The 20,149-nt window shown below is 34.5% G+C and carries 18 protein-coding genes and 1 tRNA gene; 16 read left to right on the top strand and 3 right to left on the bottom strand.

The features are described 5' to 3' along the window. The first annotated feature begins 92 nt into the window (after positions 1–92). From AB5359_RS04580 to hpt, 5 genes are all read left to right on the top strand, one after another. Positions 93–2,498 (top strand): phosphoketolase family protein, encoded by a 2,406-nt coding sequence (locus AB5359_RS04580; RefSeq protein ID WP_048684868.1) that lies wholly within the window; start codon positions 93–95, stop codon positions 2,496–2,498. A gap of 165 nt (positions 2,499–2,663) precedes the next feature. Further along, on the top strand, positions 2,664–3,320 hold the full coding sequence (locus tag AB5359_RS04575) for a nitroreductase (protein ID WP_003649188.1): 657 nt from the start codon (positions 2,664–2,666) through the stop codon (positions 3,318–3,320). Positions 3,321–3,438: 118 nt separating this feature from the next. Then, positions 3,439–4,137 (top strand): hypothetical protein, encoded by a 699-nt coding sequence (locus tag AB5359_RS04570; RefSeq protein ID WP_065425537.1) that lies wholly within the window; start codon positions 3,439–3,441, stop codon positions 4,135–4,137. A 50-nt stretch (positions 4,138–4,187) separates the two neighbouring features. Next, positions 4,188–5,567 (top strand): hemolysin family protein, encoded by a 1,380-nt coding sequence (locus AB5359_RS04565; RefSeq protein WP_003649186.1) that lies wholly within the window; start codon positions 4,188–4,190, stop codon positions 5,565–5,567. Between the two features lie 97 nt (positions 5,568–5,664). Beyond that, complete coding sequence (hpt, locus tag AB5359_RS04560; RefSeq protein WP_003649185.1) at positions 5,665–6,234, top strand: hypoxanthine phosphoribosyltransferase; 570 nt, start codon at positions 5,665–5,667, stop codon at positions 6,232–6,234. Positions 6,235–6,317: 83 nt separating this feature from the next. On the opposite strand, the gene AB5359_RS04555 is transcribed toward hpt, so the two are convergent. Next, positions 6,318–7,628, bottom strand: a complete 1,311-nt coding sequence (locus tag AB5359_RS04555; protein ID WP_048684862.1) for an APC family permease — start codon at positions 7,626–7,628, stop codon at positions 6,318–6,320. A gap of 113 nt (positions 7,629–7,741) precedes the next feature. Between AB5359_RS04555 and AB5359_RS04550 the strand changes: the two genes are divergently transcribed. The 5 genes from AB5359_RS04550 (at position 7,742) to wecB (ending at position 12,657) form a co-directional block, all read left to right on the top strand. Beyond that, the gene (locus AB5359_RS04550; RefSeq protein ID WP_077410209.1) at positions 7,742–8,458 is read left to right on the top strand and encodes a GH25 family lysozyme; all 717 of its coding nucleotides are present in this window, start codon (positions 7,742–7,744) and stop codon (positions 8,456–8,458) included. A gap of 13 nt (positions 8,459–8,471) precedes the next feature. Next, positions 8,472–9,707, top strand: a complete 1,236-nt coding sequence (locus AB5359_RS04545; RefSeq protein WP_048684858.1) for a DEAD/DEAH box helicase — start codon at positions 8,472–8,474, stop codon at positions 9,705–9,707. Then, entirely contained in the window at positions 9,707–11,038 is a 1,332-nt protein-coding gene (locus AB5359_RS04540) for a PTS sugar transporter subunit IIC (protein ID WP_048684855.1), read from the top strand. The genes AB5359_RS04545 and AB5359_RS04540 overlap by 1 nt, the downstream gene beginning before the upstream one ends. A 50-nt stretch (positions 11,039–11,088) precedes the next feature. Further along, positions 11,089–11,161: transfer RNA gene (locus AB5359_RS04535), tRNA-Arg, on the top strand. A gap of 353 nt (positions 11,162–11,514) precedes the next feature. Beyond that, on the top strand, positions 11,515–12,657 hold the full coding sequence (gene wecB / locus AB5359_RS04530; protein WP_048684852.1) for a non-hydrolyzing UDP-N-acetylglucosamine 2-epimerase: 1,143 nt from the start codon (positions 11,515–11,517) through the stop codon (positions 12,655–12,657). 37 nt (positions 12,658–12,694) lie between these two features. Here wecB and AB5359_RS04525 read toward each other — a convergent pair whose 3' ends face one another. Next, positions 12,695–13,204 carry a GtrA family protein gene (locus AB5359_RS04525; protein WP_020806800.1) on the bottom strand — a complete coding sequence of 170 codons (510 nt, stop codon included), beginning with the start codon at positions 13,202–13,204 and terminating at the stop codon, positions 12,695–12,697. Then, positions 13,197–13,643 carry a flavodoxin gene (locus AB5359_RS04520; RefSeq protein WP_003649178.1) on the bottom strand — a complete coding sequence of 149 codons (447 nt, stop codon included), beginning with the start codon at positions 13,641–13,643 and terminating at the stop codon, positions 13,197–13,199. Before AB5359_RS04520 ends, AB5359_RS04525 begins: the two co-directional genes overlap by 8 nt. Before the next feature lie 186 nt (positions 13,644–13,829). Here AB5359_RS04520 and map point away from each other — a divergent pair, with 186 nt between their 5' ends. The 6 genes from map (at position 13,830) to AB5359_RS04490 (ending at position 20,140) form a co-directional block, all read left to right on the top strand. Next, a complete protein-coding gene (gene map, locus AB5359_RS04515) occupies positions 13,830–14,654 on the top strand; it encodes a type I methionyl aminopeptidase (protein WP_048684847.1) in 825 nt (274 codons plus the stop codon). Between the two features lie 15 nt (positions 14,655–14,669). After that, complete coding sequence (locus AB5359_RS04510; RefSeq protein ID WP_048684845.1) at positions 14,670–15,593, top strand: YihY/virulence factor BrkB family protein; 924 nt, start codon at positions 14,670–14,672, stop codon at positions 15,591–15,593. A 58-nt stretch (positions 15,594–15,651) separates the two neighbouring features. Next, positions 15,652–16,560 carry a UTP--glucose-1-phosphate uridylyltransferase GalU gene (gene galU, locus AB5359_RS04505; RefSeq protein WP_003649175.1) on the top strand — a complete coding sequence of 303 codons (909 nt, stop codon included), beginning with the start codon at positions 15,652–15,654 and terminating at the stop codon, positions 16,558–16,560. Between the two features lie 119 nt (positions 16,561–16,679). Further along, positions 16,680–17,513 carry an Rpn family recombination-promoting nuclease/putative transposase gene (locus tag AB5359_RS04500; protein ID WP_048684843.1) on the top strand — a complete coding sequence of 278 codons (834 nt, stop codon included), beginning with the start codon at positions 16,680–16,682 and terminating at the stop codon, positions 17,511–17,513. Between the two features lie 127 nt (positions 17,514–17,640). Continuing rightward, positions 17,641–18,600, top strand: coding sequence for an ABC transporter ATP-binding protein (locus AB5359_RS04495; RefSeq protein WP_048684837.1), 960 nt, complete (start codon positions 17,641–17,643; stop codon positions 18,598–18,600). Continuing rightward, the gene (locus tag AB5359_RS04490) at positions 18,593–20,140 is read left to right on the top strand and encodes an ABC transporter permease/substrate-binding protein (protein WP_048684835.1); all 1,548 of its coding nucleotides are present in this window, start codon (positions 18,593–18,595) and stop codon (positions 20,138–20,140) included. The genes AB5359_RS04495 and AB5359_RS04490 overlap by 8 nt, the downstream gene beginning before the upstream one ends. The last annotated feature ends 9 nt before the right edge of the window (positions 20,141–20,149 follow it).

Below are 20,149 nucleotides of genomic sequence, written 5' to 3'. Positions count from 1 at the left end.
CCAATAATTTTAAAAGTTGAATTTTAATGCTTGATGAATTATGATTAATACTGTATTAAGCAATGAAAACTATTTCAAGGAGATATTTTGCTATGGCAGTAAATTACGATTCTCAAGAATACTTAAAGAGCGTCGATGCATATTGGCGTGCAGCCAACTACTTATCAGTTGGTCAACTATTTTTAATGAATAATCCACTATTAAAAGGCGAATTAAAAGCTGAAGATGTAAAGCCCAAGCCAATTGGTCACTGGGGGACAATCGTTCCACAAAACTTTATTTATGCGCACTTAAATCGGGCAATAAAGAAATATAACTTAAACATGTTCTATATTGAAGGATCCGGTCATGGTGGCCAAGTAATGGTATCTAATTCATACTTAGATGGTTCATATACTGAGCGCTATCCAGAAATTACTCAAGATGAAAAGGGAATGGCTAAATTATTTAAGCAATTTAGTTTCCCAGGTGGAGTTGCTTCTCATGCTGCACCAGAAACACCTGGATCGATCCATGAGGGTGGCGAATTGGGCTATTCACTTTCTCACGGTGTAGGTGCAATTTTAGATAATCCAGATGTAATTGCAGCGGTTGAAATTGGTGACGGTGAATCAGAAACTGGACCACTTGCTACTTCTTGGTTCTCAAGTAAATTTATTAATCCAATTAAAGACGGTGCTGTCATTCCAATTTTACAAATCAATGGCTTTAAGATTTCTAACCCAACTATCGTTTCAAGAATGAGTGATGAAGACCTAACTAAGTACTTTGAAGGAATGGGCTGGAAGCCATATTTTGTTTCTGCATATAAAGATGGCGAATTTAATGGTTACAAGGACCACATGGAAGTTCACCACGAGATGGCTAAGACAATGGATGAAGTTGTTGAAGAAATTAAGGCTATTCAAAAGCATGCCCGTGAAAATAACGATGATTCATTAGTTAAATGGCCAATGATTGTCTTTAGAGTGCCTAAGGGATGGACTGGTCCTAAATTTGACTTAGATGGTAATCCAATTGAAAATAGCTTCCGTGCTCACCAAATTCCAATTCCAGTTTCTCAAGGTGATATGAGTCATAAGGAAATGCTTACCGACTGGATGGAAAGCTATAAACCAGAAGAGCTATTTAATGAAGATGGGTCACCTAAGGAAATTGTTAAAGAAAACACCTTATCTGGCGACCAAAGAATGGCGATGAATCCAGTAACTAATGGGGGAATTAATCCTAAAGTTTTAAATATGCCAGATTACCGTGATTTTGCAGTGAAATTTGATAAACCTGGTTCTGTTGAAAAGCAAGACATGGCTGAATGGGCAAAATACTTAGACAAGATGGCTGCCTTAAATCCAACTAATTTCCGTGGTTTTGGTCCAGATGAAACTAAATCTAACCGTTTATTCCAACTTTTAGATAATCAAAAACGTCAATGGATGGAAAATATTCATACTCCAAATGATGAAAACTTGGCTCGCGAAGGTCGCGTGATTGATTCGCAATTATCTGAACACCAAGATGAAGGATGGCTTGAAGGTTACGTTTTGACAGGCAGACATGGTTTCTTTGCTACATATGAAGCATTTGGCCGCGTAGTTGATTCAATGCTTACCCAACACATGAAGTGGTTAAGAAAGGCTAAAGAACAAACTTGGCGTCATGATTATCCAGCTTTGAACTTAGTTGATACTTCAACTGTTTTCCAACAAGATCATAACGGTTATACTCACCAAGATCCTGGTATGTTAACCCACCTTTATGAAAAGAACCGTCCAGATTTAATTCATGAATACTTACCAGCAGATACTAATTCACTTCTTGCTGTATCTGATAAGGCATTTAGAGATCGTGAATGCATTAACGTTTTAGTAACTTCTAAGCAACCTCGTCCGCAATGGTTCTCGATTGAAGAAGCTAAAAAGTTAGTTGATAAAGGTCTTGGCTACATTGACTGGGCATCAACTGATAAGGGTGCTAAGCCAGATGTTGTCTTTGCTTCCACTGGTACTGAACCAACGATTGAGTCGTTAGCTGCGATTGATTTATTGCATAAAAAGTTCCCAGACTTAAAGATTCGTTACATTAATGTTATTGATGTCATGAAATTAATGTCTCCAGAAAAGAATCCGAATGCAATCAGCAATGAAGAATTCGATCGTCTTTTCCCTAAAGACACACCAGTCATCTTTGCATGGCACGGCTTTAAACCAATGATGGAATCAATTTGGTTTGATCGTGGACGCGGAAAGAATGATGTTCATATTCATGGCTATGAAGAAAATGGTGATATTACTACGCCATTTGATATGCGAGTATTGAACCATATGGATCGCTATGATTTAGCAAAAGATGTTGTCGAAAGTGTTCCTGAACTAAGTGAAAAGAATGCTGACTTTATTGATGAAATGGATAGCTTGCTTGCTAAACACCATCAATATATTCGCGACAATGGTAAAGATATGCCTGAAGTTACAGAATGGCAATGGAATGGCTTAAAATAGAGTTTAATAAATAATTTTTATAGAAAGACCTAATAAATGTTAGGTCTTTTTTTATGGCTAATTAGTTATTAAAATTAGCTCTATCCTAAGTGCAGCATAGCTGTTATAATGAGCTTATAGAATGTAAGTGTAATTTTATTGATAAAATATTGAAGGGATGATTGGATGGAATTTAAAGATGTCTTAGCACGTGAACATGCAACAAGAAAATTCACGGATCAAAGAGTAAGTGAAAAAACTGTACGTAAGGTTATCGAAGAAGCACAAAGAACACCATCTTTACTTAATTCGCAGCCTTGGCGCATTTATGTTGCTGAAGGTGAAGTAGCAAAAGCAATTAGAAAAGAACACGAAGAAAAGACTTTGGCTAATGAAGAACCTCATGAAGAATTTGATTCATTATTAAAAGTTGAATGGGATACGTTTCCAAGTAAGAACATGGCAACAATGAGTGAAACTTTAGATTATTTCTTACGAGGAGAAACAGATGATTTTGATCAAGCTCAACTAAAATTATTCAATGCTCCTGTAATTGTTTTTCTTACTATTCCTAAACAATCTCCAGCTTGGTCAATCTTTGACTTAGGTGGTTTTTCACAGACTTTAATGCTGGCTGCAAATAATCGTGGCTTAAGTACAATGCCAGCACATGCTTTTGTTAAGTATCCAGAAGTAATTAGAAAATATTTGAATATTCCAGAAGATGAAACAATTGGAATTGGGATTGGCTTAGGATATCCTAATAAAAAGGCAACGATTAATGATTATAAGTCTAAGCGTGTACCACTGGATGAAATTTTAAAAATTAAGAAAAATCTTTAACCATGATTTCCTGAAGAATTGAATGTAGGTATTCTAGTTCTTCAGGATTTTTATATCCACTTATTTAAAATAAAATTAAAATATGGCATAATTATAAAAAATGGTAAAAGGGATGAAAATGATGACTTTATTAGTTTCTCCGCAGCAGTGGGCTAATTGGGATCAATGGTATAACTACACTTTGCCTGGCTATGTTTTAATTTTAGGAACTATCTTTTTATTTGTGGGCTTAATCCCATTTTTATGTGTAAAAAATAAATTAACGGCGATTTTATTTGGACTAACGACTACAACTCTATGCATTTTTTTAGGCCTATCGTATTTTAAAAATAAGGAATCAACAGAATATATGAAGGAAAATCATTACTTAACTGCAATGGTAAGAGTATATGATGCTCAAATTTTTGCCAAAAAGTATTATGATCCAAATGAAATTGAAACATTTAAATATGTGGCAGATATTAATACACCTTCTCATTTGCCTTCGATTTATCAAAAAATTCCTGTTAAACAAGAAGTTACTTATCTTGGTAAAAATGATTATTATGCTTTTGTTAAACTAGATAATGCAGTGATGAAATTTAGTTTAGCAGATTGTAAGAAGATTCCTGGTAATAAAGCCTATTTTACTGGTTATCATTTTAAGATACGAAATAAGAAATTTTTGAAATTAGGTTTTATTGATTTAAAACATGATTTACGCGATAAGATTGAGTTACCAGCAGATTCTTATAATAAGCAAGTATCAGAGAATATTGAAGAAAATTACAATCATCCAGGATTAGTTGCAAACTGGATCCCTGATTCGGAGAAATAATGCTAAAATAGAGATGTAATTATTTAATATATAAAAAAGGTGAAGATCACTTGTCTACAAGTACTATAACTACTAATTTAATTGTAATTTTCATAACGTTTTTAATTGCGATATTCTTTGTTGTTGCCGAATTTGCTTTAGTGCAAACTAGATCTAGTCAGCTAGAAGATATGCTAGCAAACGGTCAAGGTAGCCCTAAGAAATTAAAGCGAGCATTACACATGGTTCATAACTTAAATGAATCATTATCTACTACTCAAGTAGGTACGACCTTGGTCGGTGTTATTTTAGGGTGGATTGGTCAAGGAACGATCGAAGAGTTATTGACTGATGTATTTAAGATGACGCCCTGGTTTGGAGTAAAGACTAGCGGGGTATTAGGAGCAACTTTAGGTGTTGTACTATTAACATACTTAGAAGTTGTTGTAACTGAAATTGTCCCTAAAAATATTGCCATTGATATGCCTGTTAAGTGTTTGATGGCTGTTGTTACTCCTTTGACTGTATTTCATACGGTAGTATACCCATTTGTTTGGCTACTTAACCATAGCGCCAATGGCTTACTTCATTTGTTGGGAATGCAATCAGCTGATGAAGAAAGTGAAGTTTATTCACAATCTGAAATTCTCCGTTTATCGCGTAATGCTGTGACTGGCGGTTCACTTGATAAAGACGATTTGTTATATATGGAGCGTGCCTTTGAATTAAATGATAAGGTTGCTAAAGATATTATGACTGACCGTACTCAGCTTCAAGTTTTGAATGCCACTGATAATGTTAAGACGGCTTTAAAGAAATATATTGAGGATGGTTTCAGCCGTTTTCCAGTTGTTCGTGATAACGATAAAGATGATATTGTGGGGTATGTTTATGCATATGATATTGTAAGTCAAGATCAGGAGAATCCTGATGTTCCCATTACTAGAATTATTAGAGCGATTATTACTGTGCCTGAATCAATGTTGATTCAAGATATTTTGAAGTTAATGATCAAAAAACACACTCCAATTGTTCTAGTAGTAGATGAATATGGTGGTACCAGTGGTATCGTAACGGATAAAGATATTTATGAAGAACTCTTTGGTTCTATCAAAGATGAAATCGATGATGTTTCCGATGAATATATTGTTCGTGACGATCACGGCGACATTCATGTTTCAGGAAAGACTACTTTATACGATTTTGAACGTTACTTCCATACTAAGCTTAAGAGTTTTGAAGACAGCGATATAATTACTATCGGTGGCTATATGATGGAACATTACCCTAACTTAAAGAAGGGTGAATCTGTTGACTTAGAAGGCTTTAAATTTAAGTTAGTAAATATTGAACAAGGTTTCATGCGTTGGTTCCTTGTTTCTAAGATAGCTAAGGATACTGGCAAAAAAGCAGCAGATAGCGATCAAAATAGTGAAGAAAAAGCCAAATAATCGGCAAAAGCACCATAAGATGGGTGCTTTTTTTGATAATTAAATGTTATAATTCTACTAATAACAAAGCATTTATAAAAAGATATAGAGGGTTAAGATGCAAAATAGTGATAATATTGACAACATTATTGATCGTGTTTTATTCAGCCAGGATGATATTGAAGAAATTTGCCAAAGACTGGGCAAACAATTGACTGAAGACTACGCTGGAAAATTTCCATTAGTCATTGGTGTATTAAAGGGTGCAGTTTATTTCATGACGGATTTAACTCGTCACATGAATGTAAAGATGCAAAATGATTTCATGGATGTTTCAAGTTATGGCGACGGTTTTGAGTCAAGCGGCAAAGTTAGACTAGATATTGACGTTCAAGCTGATGTCAAAGATAGAGACGTTTTACTCGTTGAAGATATTGTTGATACTGGTCATACTTTGAAGTTTATGAAGGATTTATTAACTAAGCGCGGTGCCAAGAGCGTAAAATGCTGTGCTTTGCTTAATAAAACTGAACGTCGTGAAGATGATGTAGTTGTAGATTACTTTGGATCAAAAGTTGAAAATGAATTTGTTGTTGGCTATGGTCTAGATTACTTAAATGCATATCGTAATTTACCTTATGTCGGTGTTTTAAAACCAGAAGTTATTCAGGCAAACTTAAATCGTTAATAATTAAAATATTACTTTAATAGACAATCATAAAAGGGTTGAAAGCTGCTCGTTAGAGATAGTTTCAACCCTTTATTTGTAAATTAATTCTGCTGATTGTGCTTCTTCATATAGTAGTAAACTGGTAATCCCAAAGCCGTTAATCCAATTCCAGTTATTGAAAGCCAAAATTCATTAATTACGGTACTAATTACAATAAACAAACCACCGCCGATTGAAATGATGGGGATAATTGGGTACCAAGGAACAACATATGGACGATCTAGCTTAGGTTCACGATAGCGTAGAATTACCACTGCGATTGAAATTAATGTTGTAAAGGTCCACATGACAAATACCAACATATTAGTTAAGAGATCAAAAGTTCCTAAAAAAATCATTATTAAGGAAACAGTCAAGATAATTAAAGCACTAATTGTCGGCACACCTGTATTAATGTTAGTACGGCCGATTTTATTTGAAAATGGCAACATTTTATCTTTTGCTAGAGTATATGGAATTCTCATTCCGGTAAGCATGAAGCCATTAATTGCTCCATAAACAGAGATTAAAATTCCAATTGTAATTAATTTGCCGCCCAGACTGCCAAAGAGCTTTAATGAGGCAAGATAAGCTGTATTTTGGTTGCCAATTATTTCTTTAAAAGGAATTGCGGTTAAGAAAGCATAATTTACTAACACATAAATCAAAGTAATTGCGGATAGTCCGATAATAATCGCTCTTGAAAGGTTCTTTTCTGGTTCCTTGACTTCACCAGCTAAATTGGTAACATTAATCCAGCCATCATATGCAAATAAAGCAGCTAATAAACCACCACTTAAACCAGCCCAAAAAGAAACATTATGGCCAGAACTTAAGGGAAGTAAGTTGACACTAATTTTAGCTGGATTAAAAAGACCAAAAATCACAATTAAAGCAATTGGAATTGCCTTCAGAATTGTCATCGCTGACTGCATTCTGGTTGAGAACTTGGTAGAAATAAAATTTAAACTCATTAAAAAAAGAGCGAGCAATAAAGCAATCAGGATTGCATATTTAGTAGGGAAACCAAATAAGACAGCAAATTGTTGCCCAAATACCACGCTTAAAGCGGCGATATTGGCAGGAAAGTAGACTAGCATTTGTGCCCAGCCAAATAAAAAGCCCCAAACTTTCCCATAAGTATATTCAATATATTTAATTGATCCGCCAGTAACTGGGAGTGCAGCAGCAATTTCAGAAACTGTTAGACCAGAAGCAATAGAAACGATACCGGCTAGAATCCAAACAAAAAGAGTTAAAGATGGTGTACCTGTTTCATGACTAATGCTACCAATTTTAAAGAAGACACCCCCGCCAATTACAGTTCCCACCACAGTTGCCAGAGCTTGTCCAAAGCTAATTTGTCTTTTCAATATGTGCTTTCCTTTCGATTCATTTATAACTTTTAGTATTGATATCATTTTATACTAAATTTTAGTGAAAGTGGTATAGAAAGGAGAAGTTCGTTAAAATAACTAATGGAGGGATGATTGTGCATCGTTATCGACATAAATATACTTTTCCAAGTATTATTATTTTGCTCATTCTAGCCTTTTCTGGACTAGTGTGGGGATATTTCAATATGAAGCAAAATACAACTGTGCCACGTGGTTCAAATATGAGTGTGCTTGGAATTGAATTAGATCAAACTAAAGATTATATTGACCTTCATAAATTAGAAAAGAACGGTATTTCATTTGTTTATTTGCGTTCAACGCAGGGGAAGTCGTATTTTGACGACAATTATTTGCTTTACCGTGATCAACTTCAGGGGACTAATCTTAATTTTGGTACAATTATTGCCTATAGTGATGAAACCAGCAATCAGGATCAGTATCAATATTTTGTAAATAAAGTAGGAACTAATACTGGCAGTTTACCAGTTATGATTGTACCGGCTACAAATCACTTAACGAAATCATATTGGAAAAGAATGGGTGAATTTGCTCAGATGATAAATAATCTTGGCAAGAGAACGATGATAGCAGGTGACTATCATTATCATAATTACTTTCCAGAAGGAACAAGATTTTTATATACGGGAGCAAGTTTAAAAGATAGGCGACATTATGCCTTTTGGTGTTACACTCAAAATGGAAGAGTTAAAAATATTGATAATTTAGATCGAGATGTAACAATGTTTGCTTACATTGGTACCAATACGCAATATGCGCAATTATATAGTCAAGAAAAAACACAATAATAGAGGAAGTAAAATGTATTCACAAGCAGTTTCACAAGTTCTAGAAAGAGAACACAAGACTAAACCAACTTTAATTCAAGAGCGGACGTATGATGCAATACGCAATGGTGCAAGTCTGGTTGGACTAGCTAAGACTGGTACGGGAAAGACTTTGGCATATGGATTGCCAGTAATGGAGCGCGTTGCAGACATTGGCGGTCGAGGGGTAATTTTAGAGCCAACAACTGAACTAGCAATTCAAACGAGAAATAATCTTTTGCATTATGCCAAAGCTTTAGGACTTAAAACAATCGCACTAGTTGGGGCTGGTAATAGAAAAAGACAATTAGAGCGTTTAAAAAAAGAAAAGCCAGAGATAATTATTGCTACTCCAGGAAGATTTTTTGACTTTCTATCGGAGAATCGAATTAAGTATCAAGATATTAATGCCTTAGTAATTGATGAGGCAGATGATATTCTAGAATTTGCAAAATTAGATTTATTGAGTTCCTTAGGACAAAATTTATCTTCAACAGCTCAAATTTTACTTTTTGGTGCCTCAGAATCTGAAGTTACAAAAAATGCAGAAAATCTTTTTAATCATACTTTTTTATTAGTTGATGTACGCCCAGAGCAAAAGTCTGAAGTTAAACATTATTTCTTGCAAGTTTCAAATGAATATAAAATGCAGTTTCTACAACGCTTAGAAAAGTTAGATAAATTCAAAGGTATCCTGTTCTTTGACAGTAGCGAAACTGAAATGAAATTTGCGCGAATTTTTAATCACAGCAAGACTAAATTTGCTGTTTTAAGTAATGAAACGAGCAAGCAAAACCGTGAAAAGTTGCTTAGTAATTTCAGAGCAGGTCGAATTAAGTTTTTATTTGCGACTGATTTAGCTGCGCGTGGCTTAGATTTACCTGATGTTAGTTATGTCATTAATTTTGAAATACCAAGTGAAGTTAATACATACTTGCATCGTAGTGGTAGAACTGGACGGATGAATAAGTCAGGAACAGTCGTTACTCTTGGGGATGACCATGATTTTAGAAATCTAAAGAAATTGCTGGCTGGTACGTATCAAATTGAAAGAGCATATTTTGCTGGCTATAGTTTAACCACTGAAAAACCTAAGTTTAAAAAAGAAGAGAATGCAGAAAAGAAAGAGCATAAAAAGGTGGAAAAAAATAAGCCAAAGCATAAAAAGAAACGTTGGCGTAATAAGAAAAATAAAGGATATCATCCTCGAAAGAGCAGAGGAGAGAAATAATGTCATCTTTAGTTAAATGGCTTGAAACTTACGTTTTACCTCCTGCATCTCGCTTAGCTCAAGTCCGCTGGCTAGTTGCAATGCGGGATACTTTTATTTCTTTACTACCAATTACAATGGCTGGTTCAATTGCAATGCTATTTAATAGCATCATTAGAGCCGCTAAAGTGCAAATGCATTGGGATACCTTTTATTCTTTGATGCAGCCGATTGTCGCAATTGATAATATTATTTGGGAAGGTACATTTGCACTTTTTGCAGTTTATTTTGCGATTTCTTGGGGCTATCACTTAGCTAAGACCTATGAAGTAAATCGTTTTGCTGGTTCAGTTGCTTCCTTAGTTGCTTTTGCAATGAGTATTAGCGATTCAGTGAAATTACGTATTGATGGAGATGTGGTTGATATTAAAAATGCTTTTGATATTAAGCAGTTTTCAACAATGGGATTATTTACAGCTATTATTTTTGGCTGTATTGGGACTGCCTTGTTTATTGTATTTTATAAGGCAAGAATTCGGCTTAAAGTTGATACCAGTATGCCCCATGCTGAATGGGTAGCATTTAGTACTTTAATTCCAATTCTACTTTCAGTATTTATTTTTGGCTTTGTTAATTACGCATTTCAACGGCTTACTGGAACTTATTTTGGTAATTGGCTTCTTGCTACTATTCAGCGTCCCTTGGTTAATTTGGGGCAGGGTTTTGGAGTCGTCTTATTGGTTACCTTTCTAGTTCAAATCTTTTGGTTCTTTGGGATTAACGGCATCAGCGTTTTAACTCCAGTAATGGACTCTTTGTGGTTAACTCCAGAAAATATTAACGTTACAGCTGTTCGAAATAGTGAGCATGTTCCATATATTTGGGTTCGCGATTCATTTAATGTATTTGCTTGGTTTGGTGGAGCAGGAGGTACATTAGTATTAATTATTGCAATCTTGATGTTTTCTAAACGTAAAGATTATCGAACAATAGCGAAGATGGCTGTAGCACCTGGGGTATTTAATATTAATGAGCCTATTATTTTTGGCTTACCTGTAGTTTTTAATCCAGTTTATTTAATTCCATTTGTTGTTGCTCCGCTTGTAAATGTGTCACTAGCATATTGGGCTACAACGGCCGGCCTAGTTAATCCGGTTCAAATTTTTGTTCCAACAGTAATGCCGCCACTTATTGGACCATTTCTAGCATGTAATTATGACTGGCGTGCTATTGTTTTAGCGCTTATTAATATGGTAATTGCACTTCTTATCTGGATGCCGTTTGTTTTTGCAGCTGACAAGATTGCTAAACAAGATAATAATCAACGCAATTTCTATTTACCACAGTATTAAATTTTTAATAGTTAAAAGTCAGTTTTTATGTTAAAGTAGAAACTGATTCTGACCCCGTAGTTCATCTGGATAGAACAATGGTCTCCTAAACCGTAGAGGTGAGTTCGAATCTCACCGGGGTCATAATTAAAAAGGTATGTACTTCAATTATAAGGAGTACATACCTTTTTGAATATCAGACGTATTTTAATGGATTGATAAAAATTTTCAAAACAACCCAGAGAAAAATAATTAATAAGATGGCAATAATTCCAATTAAAAAATATTTAGTCCTTCGGGGATAGGAATTTCCTAAAAGAAAAACCAGACAGAACACTATAATGGTAATCAGAATTGCAGCCAGAGATAAAAAACTAAACATAATATATTTCACTTTCCTTATAATATATAAGTATAAATTAGTTCGGCTAATAGTACCAAAGAAAATTGAATTAGGCTATAGTATAAGAGATAAGCTATAAGGCGAGGAAATATTTATGAAGAAAATCAAAGTTATGACTGTTTTTGGAACTAGGCCAGAAGCTATTAAGATGGCCCCCTTAGTGTTAAAGCTAAAACAAGATGAGCGTTTTGAGGAAATAACGGTAGTAAGTGCGCAGCACCGTGAGATGCTTGATCAGGTGTTAGATATTTTTAAAATCAAACCTGATTATGATTTTAATATTATGCACAAAAATCAAACTTTGGAAGATATTACTTCAAAGGTATTGATTGATATGGCAAAAGTAATCAAAACAGAACGTCCAGATATCGTTTTGGTTCATGGTGATACAACCACTAGCTTTGCGGCTGGTCTTGCAACGTTTTATGAACAAACTACTTTAGGTCATGTTGAAGCAGGTCTTAGAACCTGGAATAAATATTCACCGTTTCCTGAAGAAATGAATCGGCAAATGACAGATGATTTAGCAGATTTGTATTTTGCACCAACTGAATTAAGTAAAAAGAATTTAATTAAAGAAAATCATCTAAGCGATAATATTTATGTTACTGGAAATACGGCAATTGATGCATTAGAGCAAACAGTAAAAAAAGATTATCACCATGACGTTCTTGATGAGATTAAACCTGGCAATAGAGCTATTTTAGTTACTATGCACCGCAGGGAAAATCAAGGTGAACCGATGAGACGCGTTTTTAAAGTAATGAAGCAGGTAGTTGATAGTTATGATGATGTAGAAATTATTTACCCGGTTCATCTTTCACCAAGAGTTCAAAAAGTTGCAAAGGAAGTACTGGGCGGGGACCCTCGAATTCACTTGATTAAACCACTTGATGTAGTTGATTTTCATAATTTGGCTAAAAGAAGTTACTTTATTATGACTGATTCAGGTGGGGTACAAGAAGAAGCACCTTCTCTTGGTAAACCGGTATTAGTTTTACGCGATACGACTGAACGCCCAGAGGGTGTTGAAGCAGGAACTTTGAAGCTTGTAGGCACTGAAGTAAATAAGGTTCATGATGAAATGATTCGCTTACTTGAAGACAAGAATGCCTATGATGAAATGGCTAATGCTAAGAATCCATATGGAGATGGCAAGGCTTCAGATCGAATTATGGATGCAATTGCTTATTATTTTGATAAAGAACATAATCAAAAACCAGCAGATTTTAGATAAAAAAAAAGCTCCAGAAATTAATCTGGAGCTTTTTTCATTATTTCTTATTAAAATGATCTTTAAATCTTTTAGCAAACTTGTTACTAGTATTAAGGAAAATTGATTTAGTAGTTAAATAGTTAAAAATACCTACTAAAATTTGATCGACAATTTTTACAAAAAGAGCATTCCAGTGAAGCCAGGAAATACCAACTAACATAATCAAGTTATCAGGAATCAAACTGATAATTCGGTAAATAAAGAATAAACATAATTGGTAAACAACGCCATGCTGCTTATCAACATTTTGAATGAAGACGCCATGTTTATTAAAAGAAAAAGAGGCTAAGTTAGAAATAATGAAAGCGACTGTGTTGGCATAAATTACTGGAATTTTCCAAACATTATGAAATAAAAGAAAGCAGGCAATATTAATGACTGCTGCTAAAAAGCCAAAGATAACGTAAACATAAAAGTTTCGGTGCCTGGCAACAAGCTTACTTCCAAGCTCTCGTAACTGGGCTTGGGTAATCTTTTGCCCCTTTCTTTTATGATGATTTTTAGTCATTAAATGCCTCGACTATTTCTTCGGTAGCTTGATCAATTAAATCAATATCTTCGTCATCAACAGCGTTTTCGATTTTTACTGGTTTTGCTACTTCAACTGCGCCGCACTTAATAAATGCCTTTTCAAAGTCATCTACGTTTTCACAATAATGATCTTTGTATGTTTTATCTCCAGACCCCATAACGGCGAATTTTTTACCCGATAAGTCAAGAGTAACCAATTGGTCATAAAAGTCTTTTAATTCATCAGTCATCACACCTTCGCCGTAAGTATAAGTAACCATTACGCAAAGATCAGCATCAAGATAAGAAGAAGCATCTGCAAAACTGACATCAATATTTTCTACGTCAAAACCTGCATCTTGTAAATTTTCTTCTAAGATTTCTGCCATATCTTCATCATTACCAGTCATACTGGCAAAGACAATCTGTGCTTTCATGTAAAAAACTTCTTTCTATAACGTTTTCTCCTATTATACTAAAGAAAGTTGGTGGTTTGTAATCTTAAGAGAAATTATTTAAGAAAAGCTTTATAATGAATGGTTGAGACTGTCTTAATGACTACTAAATTATGTTTATTTAAGGTATGCTAATAGTATATAAATATTAAAAAAGGAGATTTTTTAATGATAACAATTAAGTCAAAACGTGAACTTCAGGGTATGCAAAAATCAGGTCGCGTTTTAGCAGCAATGTTTGAAGGCTTACGTGATGTTATTAAGCCTGGAATTTCTACTTGGGAAATCGAAGAATTTGCTCAAGATTTTATGAAAAAACATGGTGGTCGTCTTTCCGAACAAGGTTTTGAAGGCTATAAATACGGCACTTGTATTAGTGTCAATGACGAAATTGCACATGCCATTCCTCGAAAAGATAAGATCTTAAAAGAAGGCGACTTAGTTAGTGTTGACGTAACTTGTAACGTCGATGGCTATGAAACTGATTCATGCACTACTTACGGCGTTGGTAAGATTTCTGCAGAAGATCAAAAGTTAATGGATGTTACCAAAAAGGCAATGTACATGGGAATTGATCAAGCTGTAGTTGGTAATCGTATTGGTGATATTGGTAGCGTTATTCAGAACTACGTTGAAAATGAAAATGGCTACGGAGACGTTCGTGAATTAGTTGGTCACGGAATTCAACCATCTATTCATGAAGATCCTGAAGTTCCTCACTGGGGTAAGGCTGGTCACGGCTTACGTTTACGTGAAGGTATGACAATTACTGTTGAACCAATGGTCGAAGCTGGTGGTGATTGGAGAATTGAACAAAAGACTGTTTCTGATCCAAACGATGACTGGGTTTACTACGCAACTCCAGATGGCTCAAAGTCAGCACAATTTGAGCATACTTTTGCGATCACTCCAGACGGTCCAAAGATTTTGACTTTGCAAAAGCCATATGATGGCTATGAAAAGTATCTTCCTCATTTTTTAGATGAAGATTAATAAGTAAAATATTTTATGAAATCTTTTCTCAATCAGACTAGGAACCGTACAGCAAATTTTATTCAATTACTATCAAAACATATTAGCCAGGGTGAAATAAACCAAAATTCCATTATTATTGCTTATTATGTATTGTTAAGTATTTTTCCAATCATAATTATTATTGGAAATGTTTTACCTTTATTTAGTATTGATACCAAGCCAATTGCTCGTTATTTAGAATTGATTTTTCCAAGTCAAGTTTCAAGCTTAATTATGCCGATTGTTAATGCTTTATTGAAAAAACATTCAAGTGGATTTATTTCTTTAGGTATTGTAGTTGCAATTTGGTCATTGAGTTGTTTGGTTAATTCGATTCGCTTGGGCGCAAATAAAATTTATGGCGTTGATAAGCAAGAAAAGGGAAAATCTTGGTGGAATTATTTACTAGCCAGAACTTTCACTTTTGCTTTATCAGTAATTTTAGTAGTTGGATTTTCAATAATAATTTTCATTTTCACTTTTGGTAGACAAATTATGGAATTTTTGGCTCCAATTTTTAACCTATCCTTATGGTGGGTTTATAAATTAGAAAATTATCGCTGGCCGATCATAATTTTAATTACAGTGATAGTGAATTTGTACATTAACTATGTAATTCCAAATATTCGAGTTCAAAAACGTGTGGTTTGGCCAGGAGTATGGTTTACTGTAATAAGCTGGAGTGCCTTATCATATTTCTTTGGGTTATACCTAAGACAATTTGGGACACGCTGGCAAAATTACGGGATTGTAGGCTCATTTATTATCTTTATGCTTTGGCTTAATGTAGGTTCATTCTTATTATTGCTGGGTATTTGTATTAATGCAGCAGGAGACGAACTAAAAGGTAGAAAGATTGAATACAGTCAAAGCCCGATTTTGAGAATTTTTAGAAAAAACAAAGAATTACCTAAATAAGTTGACGTAAGTTTGGTAAAATACATTATGGAAAGCTTATTTTTGTGAGGAGAATAAAATGAAAGTAAGAAAAGCAGTTATTCCAGCAGCTGGATTAGGAACTAGATTTTTACCTGCAACTAAGGCTATGCCTAAGGAAATGGTACCAATTGTTGATAAACCAACAATTCAATTTATCGTAGAGGAAGCAAAAAAATCAGGAATTGAAGATATCTTGATTGTTACTGGTAAGAACAAGCGCTCAATTGAAGATCACTTCGATGCTAACCCAGAACTAGAACAAGATTTGGAAGAAAAGGGTAAGACTGAACTTTTACACTTGACTCAATCAATTACTAATTTAGGTGTTAACCTTTACTACACTCGTCAACCACACCCAGCTGGTTTAGGAGATGCGATTTTAAGAGCTCGCAGCTTCGTTGGGGATGAACCATTTGCTGTTATGCTTGGTGACGATTTGATGGACGATAAAGTTCCACTAACTAAGCAATTGATTGATCGCTATGACAAAACACATGCTTCAACTATTGCTGTTATGCCTGTACCACACGAAGAAGTTTCTAAGTATGGTGTTATCGATCCAGATAACGAAATTGAACCAGGTTTGATTAACGTTAAAGCCTTTGTTGAAAAGCCAGATGTTGATAAGGCACCTAGTGATTACGCAATCATTGGTCGTTACTTATTGACTCCAGAAATTTTTGATATTTTAGCACATCAAAAACCTGGTCGTGGTGGTGAAATTCAATTAACTGATGCTATTGATACTATGAACAAGACTCAACGAGTATTTGCTCACGTATTTAACGGCGAACGTCATGATGTTGGTAACAAGGAAGGCTACCTTGAAACATCAATTGAATATGGTTTATCTCACCCACAAATTAAAGATGATTTACGTAAGTACATCATTGCAATGGGCCAAAAATTACAAAATGAAGATAAAAAGACTAATAAGAAAAAATAATATTTTTTATTAACATTTTAGAAAGAAACTATCGATCGATAGTTTCTTTTTTTGATAAAAAATTTTTTTCATTTTTGCGTAATAGTAATTAGAAACTTTTCATAAAAAAGGAGATGCCTATGCGCAAAAATGAAAACGAGTTAGTAGCTAAGATCACTGATGATCCAGTATTCAGCTGGGTAATGGAACAGGATGATAATTGCTGCAAACTGTTGCAGGCAATTTTGCCTGAATTGAATATTACTCGAGTTGAGTTTGAAACACAGAAGAGATTGAAGTTTCATCCTGAAAAGCGAGGGACAATTCCGGATATTTTAGCTTATGATCAAGAAGGAAGAGTATATGACATTGAACTACAGGTATTACAGAATAAGTTTCTTGCTCAACGAATTCGATATTATTTTTCAATGATTGATCAGAATTTGTTGATGAGTGGTGGTAAGTATCGAGATTTACCAGAAACTTATGTGATTTTTATTTTGCCAAATGATCCATATGATCAAGATGAAAAATACTACGAATTTGCCTTTCAGCAGTTGAAACGAAAAAATCCATTGGTGCTTGATACTAAGCAACACGCAATTATCTTAAATGCGAGTGGGAGTATTGGTGAGGTTACACCGCGTCTACAAGGCTTTTTTGACTTGATTCATGATAAAATAAGTACAAAAGATGAGTTTATTGAAAAATTGAATCGAGAAGTTAAAAAGTTTGGTACTGATCCGGGAAGGAGAAAGGAACTTATGGATTATCAGATGCGACTAGATGATGAGAGAGAATTTGGTAAGGAACAGGGAAAACAAAAAGAGCAAATTTCTTCAATCAAGAGACTAATAAAAATGGCTCGGCAATTTAAAGCAAGCGATGATTTTATCTTAAAACAGCTTATGGAAGATTATGGCGATAATTTTTCAAAATCAGAATTGCAAGAGCTTATTAAAAAGAATAAATAAAATTAAAACAAGAATTATGTAAAAAAGAACATAATTCTTATTTTTTTAGTCAAAAAGTGTAATCTTTTTGCCAACTTCTTGTAAGTAGTGAGAAAATATAAGTAACACTTTTTATAAGGATTAAATGATGATTGAATATAAAAATATTTCGAAGAAATATCAGGATCAAGAAATCCTAAAAGATGTTTCTTTTACAGTGAAAAAAGGAGATATCTTCGTCTTAGTTGGACCTAGTGGTAGCGGCAAGACTACGCTACTAAAAATGTTTAATAGACTGATTGAACCAACAAAAGGTGAGATATTGTTAGATGATAAATCAATAAAAGACTACGATTTACGTAAATTAAGAGAAAAAACAGGCTACGTTTTGCAGACGGCCAGCTTGTTTCCAAATTTGACTGTTGGTGAGAACATTACCATTGTCTTAGAGCAAGAAGGCGTTAGTCGAAAAGAGCGACGCAAGAAACAAGAAGAATTACTAAAGTCAGTTGGTTTAGACCCAAAATTGTATTGCGATCGGATGCCAAATGAGCTTTCTGGTGGTGAGCAGCAAAGAGTGGGTATTATTCGTGCGCTAGCTGCAAATCCTGAGGTAGTTCTTATGGATGAGCCTTTTTCTGCACTTGATCCAGTCGTGAGAAAGCAATTACAAGATTTATTGCTTAATCTCCATGATCAGCTCAATAAGACGGTGATATTTGTAACCCACGACATGCAGGAAGCAATTCGGCTAGGCAATACAATTGGTGTTTTACATAAAGGCGTCTTAGAACAAGTGGGTAAGCCCAGAGAAATTTTACGTCATCCTGCAACAAAGTTTGTTCGAGAGTTTTTTGCCGGGAATCGAATTAATCAAAAACTTGATCTAGAAACCTTGCTCAAGAGTGAGTTAGGAGTAGATCCAAGATTTTATCCAAAGGTAGATACTTTAGTTCGCTATCATGTATATAGCGTACAAGATTTAATCAAGGATTGTTCTAATCATCCTGATAGTCTATTTATTGCAGAAACAGAGTTTGGCGAATTTCTAATTGAGCCAAAACGCGTTTGGAATTTCTTTTTAAAGTGGGTGGCTGGAAATGATTAAATCTTTGTGGCAAATGCTGATAACAGAACATGATCAAATTTGGGCTACAACGCTTGTTCATATTAAAATTTCATTGATTGCGCTTCTTATCGCAATGGTCATTGCAATTCCGCTAGCTTTTATCTTAAAAGGACATAAAAAGGCAGCTGAATTCACACTGCAAATTGCTGGTATTATCCAAACTATTCCAAGTTTAGCAATTCTAGGTTTGCTTCTACCATTTGTCGGAATTGGAACTACGCCTGCAATCATTGCTTTAGTTTTATATGCAATAATGCCAATTTTTCAGAATACTTATTCAGGTTTAACAGATATTCCTGATAACTTAGAAGAAGCAGCAACTGCTTTTGGTCTGACTAAATGGAAAAAGCTGCAGCGATTAGAAATTCCAATGGCAATGCCAATGATTTTTGCCGGAGTTAGAATTGCTTTAGTAATGATTATTGGTACCGCAACTCTTGCAGCCTTGATTGGTGGTGGCGGACTAGGTACTTACATTTATGTCGGTATTAACTCAAACAACAATACAGAAGTTCTAATGGGTGCGATTTTATCTGCGCTGCTTGCTTTAGTATTTAGTGGCGTTTTAAAATTTATTGCTAAAAATAATAAGCGACTCACGTGGGGAAGTATTATTATCGCTGGAATTTTGCTTATTTGGGGCGGAAGCAGTTTATATAGTCACTTTACCAGCACTTCAAAGAATGTCGCTGAACCTAAGCAAACAATTACAATTGCCGGGAAAATGGGCTCTGAACCTGCTATTTTAATTAATATGTATAAGGATTTGATTGAGAAGAATGATCCAAATACAAAGGTAGTCTTAAAACCTAATTTTGGAGGAACAACTTTTTTGTTCAAGGCACTTCAAACAGATAAGGTTGATATTTATCCTGAATTTACAGGAACAGTCTTACAAACTTTAGTGAAAACGGGCAAAAAGACTGGTAATGATCCAAATCAAGTTTATGTTGAGGCTAGAAGCGATTTAAAGAAACAATTTGACATGGAATACTTAAAGCCAATGGCTTATCAAAACGGCTATGCCTTAGCAACAACGCAAAAATTTGCGAAAGATAACCATCTAACAAAGATGAGTGATTTAAATCGAGTTAATAAAAAAGTTCATGCGGCTTTTGATCCAGACTTTACTTCTTTAAAAGATGGATATCCTGGTTTAAAGAAAATTTACAAGTTAGATTTTGCTTCAATTAAAAGTACTGAATCAAGCATTCGATATCACGCCATTGCGAATAATCAAGCTAATATTGTTGATGGATACACTACTGATGCTGAGATTAAAAAGTATAACTTAGTGATGCTTGATGATGATAAAAAATTCTTTCCGCCTTATCAAGGTGCTCCGTTAATGAAGGCAAAGTTTGCAGAGAGAAATCTTCGAATTGTAAAGGCATTAAATAAATTAGCTGGTAAAATTACAACTCAAGAAATGCAGGAAATGAATTATCAGGTTAATGTTAAGCATGAAAAACCAGCTAAAGTAGCCCATGATTATTTGGTAAAACATGGATTAATTTAGAAAAGAGAT

It is taken from the genome of Lactobacillus sp. RTP31084st1_F9_RTP31084_210423 (assembly GCF_040919545.1).
GTDB lineage: Bacteria > Bacillota > Bacilli > Lactobacillales > Lactobacillaceae > Lactobacillus > Lactobacillus paragasseri.
Note: the sequence above shows the minus strand (reverse complement) of the source record. Positions and strands in the feature narration are given on the sequence as shown.

Excerpts from the sequence above, each read along its gene's own strand:
- AB5359_RS04580 (WP_048684868.1), top strand. The coding sequence starts at position 93 with ATGGCAGTAAATTACGATTCTCAAGAATACTTAAAGAGCGTCGATGCA.
- AB5359_RS04575 (WP_003649188.1), top strand. The coding sequence starts at position 2,664 with ATGGAATTTAAAGATGTCTTAGCACGTGAACATGCAACAAGAAAATTC.
- AB5359_RS04570 (WP_065425537.1), top strand. The coding sequence starts at position 3,439 with ATGATGACTTTATTAGTTTCTCCGCAGCAGTGGGCTAATTGGGATCAA.
- hpt (WP_003649185.1), top strand. The coding sequence starts at position 5,665 with ATGCAAAATAGTGATAATATTGACAACATTATTGATCGTGTTTTATTC.
- AB5359_RS04550 (WP_077410209.1), top strand. The coding sequence starts at position 7,742 with ATGATTGTGCATCGTTATCGACATAAATATACTTTTCCAAGTATTATT.
- AB5359_RS04545 (WP_048684858.1), top strand. The coding sequence starts at position 8,472 with ATGTATTCACAAGCAGTTTCACAAGTTCTAGAAAGAGAACACAAGACT.
- AB5359_RS04540 (WP_048684855.1), top strand. The coding sequence starts at position 9,707 with ATGTCATCTTTAGTTAAATGGCTTGAAACTTACGTTTTACCTCCTGCA.
- wecB (WP_048684852.1), top strand. The coding sequence starts at position 11,515 with ATGAAGAAAATCAAAGTTATGACTGTTTTTGGAACTAGGCCAGAAGCT.
- AB5359_RS04525 (WP_020806800.1), bottom strand. The coding sequence starts at position 13,204 with ATGACTAAAAATCATCATAAAAGAAAGGGGCAAAAGATTACCCAAGCC.
- AB5359_RS04520 (WP_003649178.1), bottom strand. The coding sequence starts at position 13,643 with ATGAAAGCACAGATTGTCTTTGCCAGTATGACTGGTAATGATGAAGAT.
- map (WP_048684847.1), top strand. The coding sequence starts at position 13,830 with ATGATAACAATTAAGTCAAAACGTGAACTTCAGGGTATGCAAAAATCA.
- AB5359_RS04510 (WP_048684845.1), top strand. The coding sequence starts at position 14,670 with ATGAAATCTTTTCTCAATCAGACTAGGAACCGTACAGCAAATTTTATT.
- galU (WP_003649175.1), top strand. The coding sequence starts at position 15,652 with ATGAAAGTAAGAAAAGCAGTTATTCCAGCAGCTGGATTAGGAACTAGA.
- AB5359_RS04500 (WP_048684843.1), top strand. The coding sequence starts at position 16,680 with ATGCGCAAAAATGAAAACGAGTTAGTAGCTAAGATCACTGATGATCCA.
- AB5359_RS04495 (WP_048684837.1), top strand. The coding sequence starts at position 17,641 with ATGATTGAATATAAAAATATTTCGAAGAAATATCAGGATCAAGAAATC.
- AB5359_RS04490 (WP_048684835.1), top strand. The coding sequence starts at position 18,593 with ATGATTAAATCTTTGTGGCAAATGCTGATAACAGAACATGATCAAATT.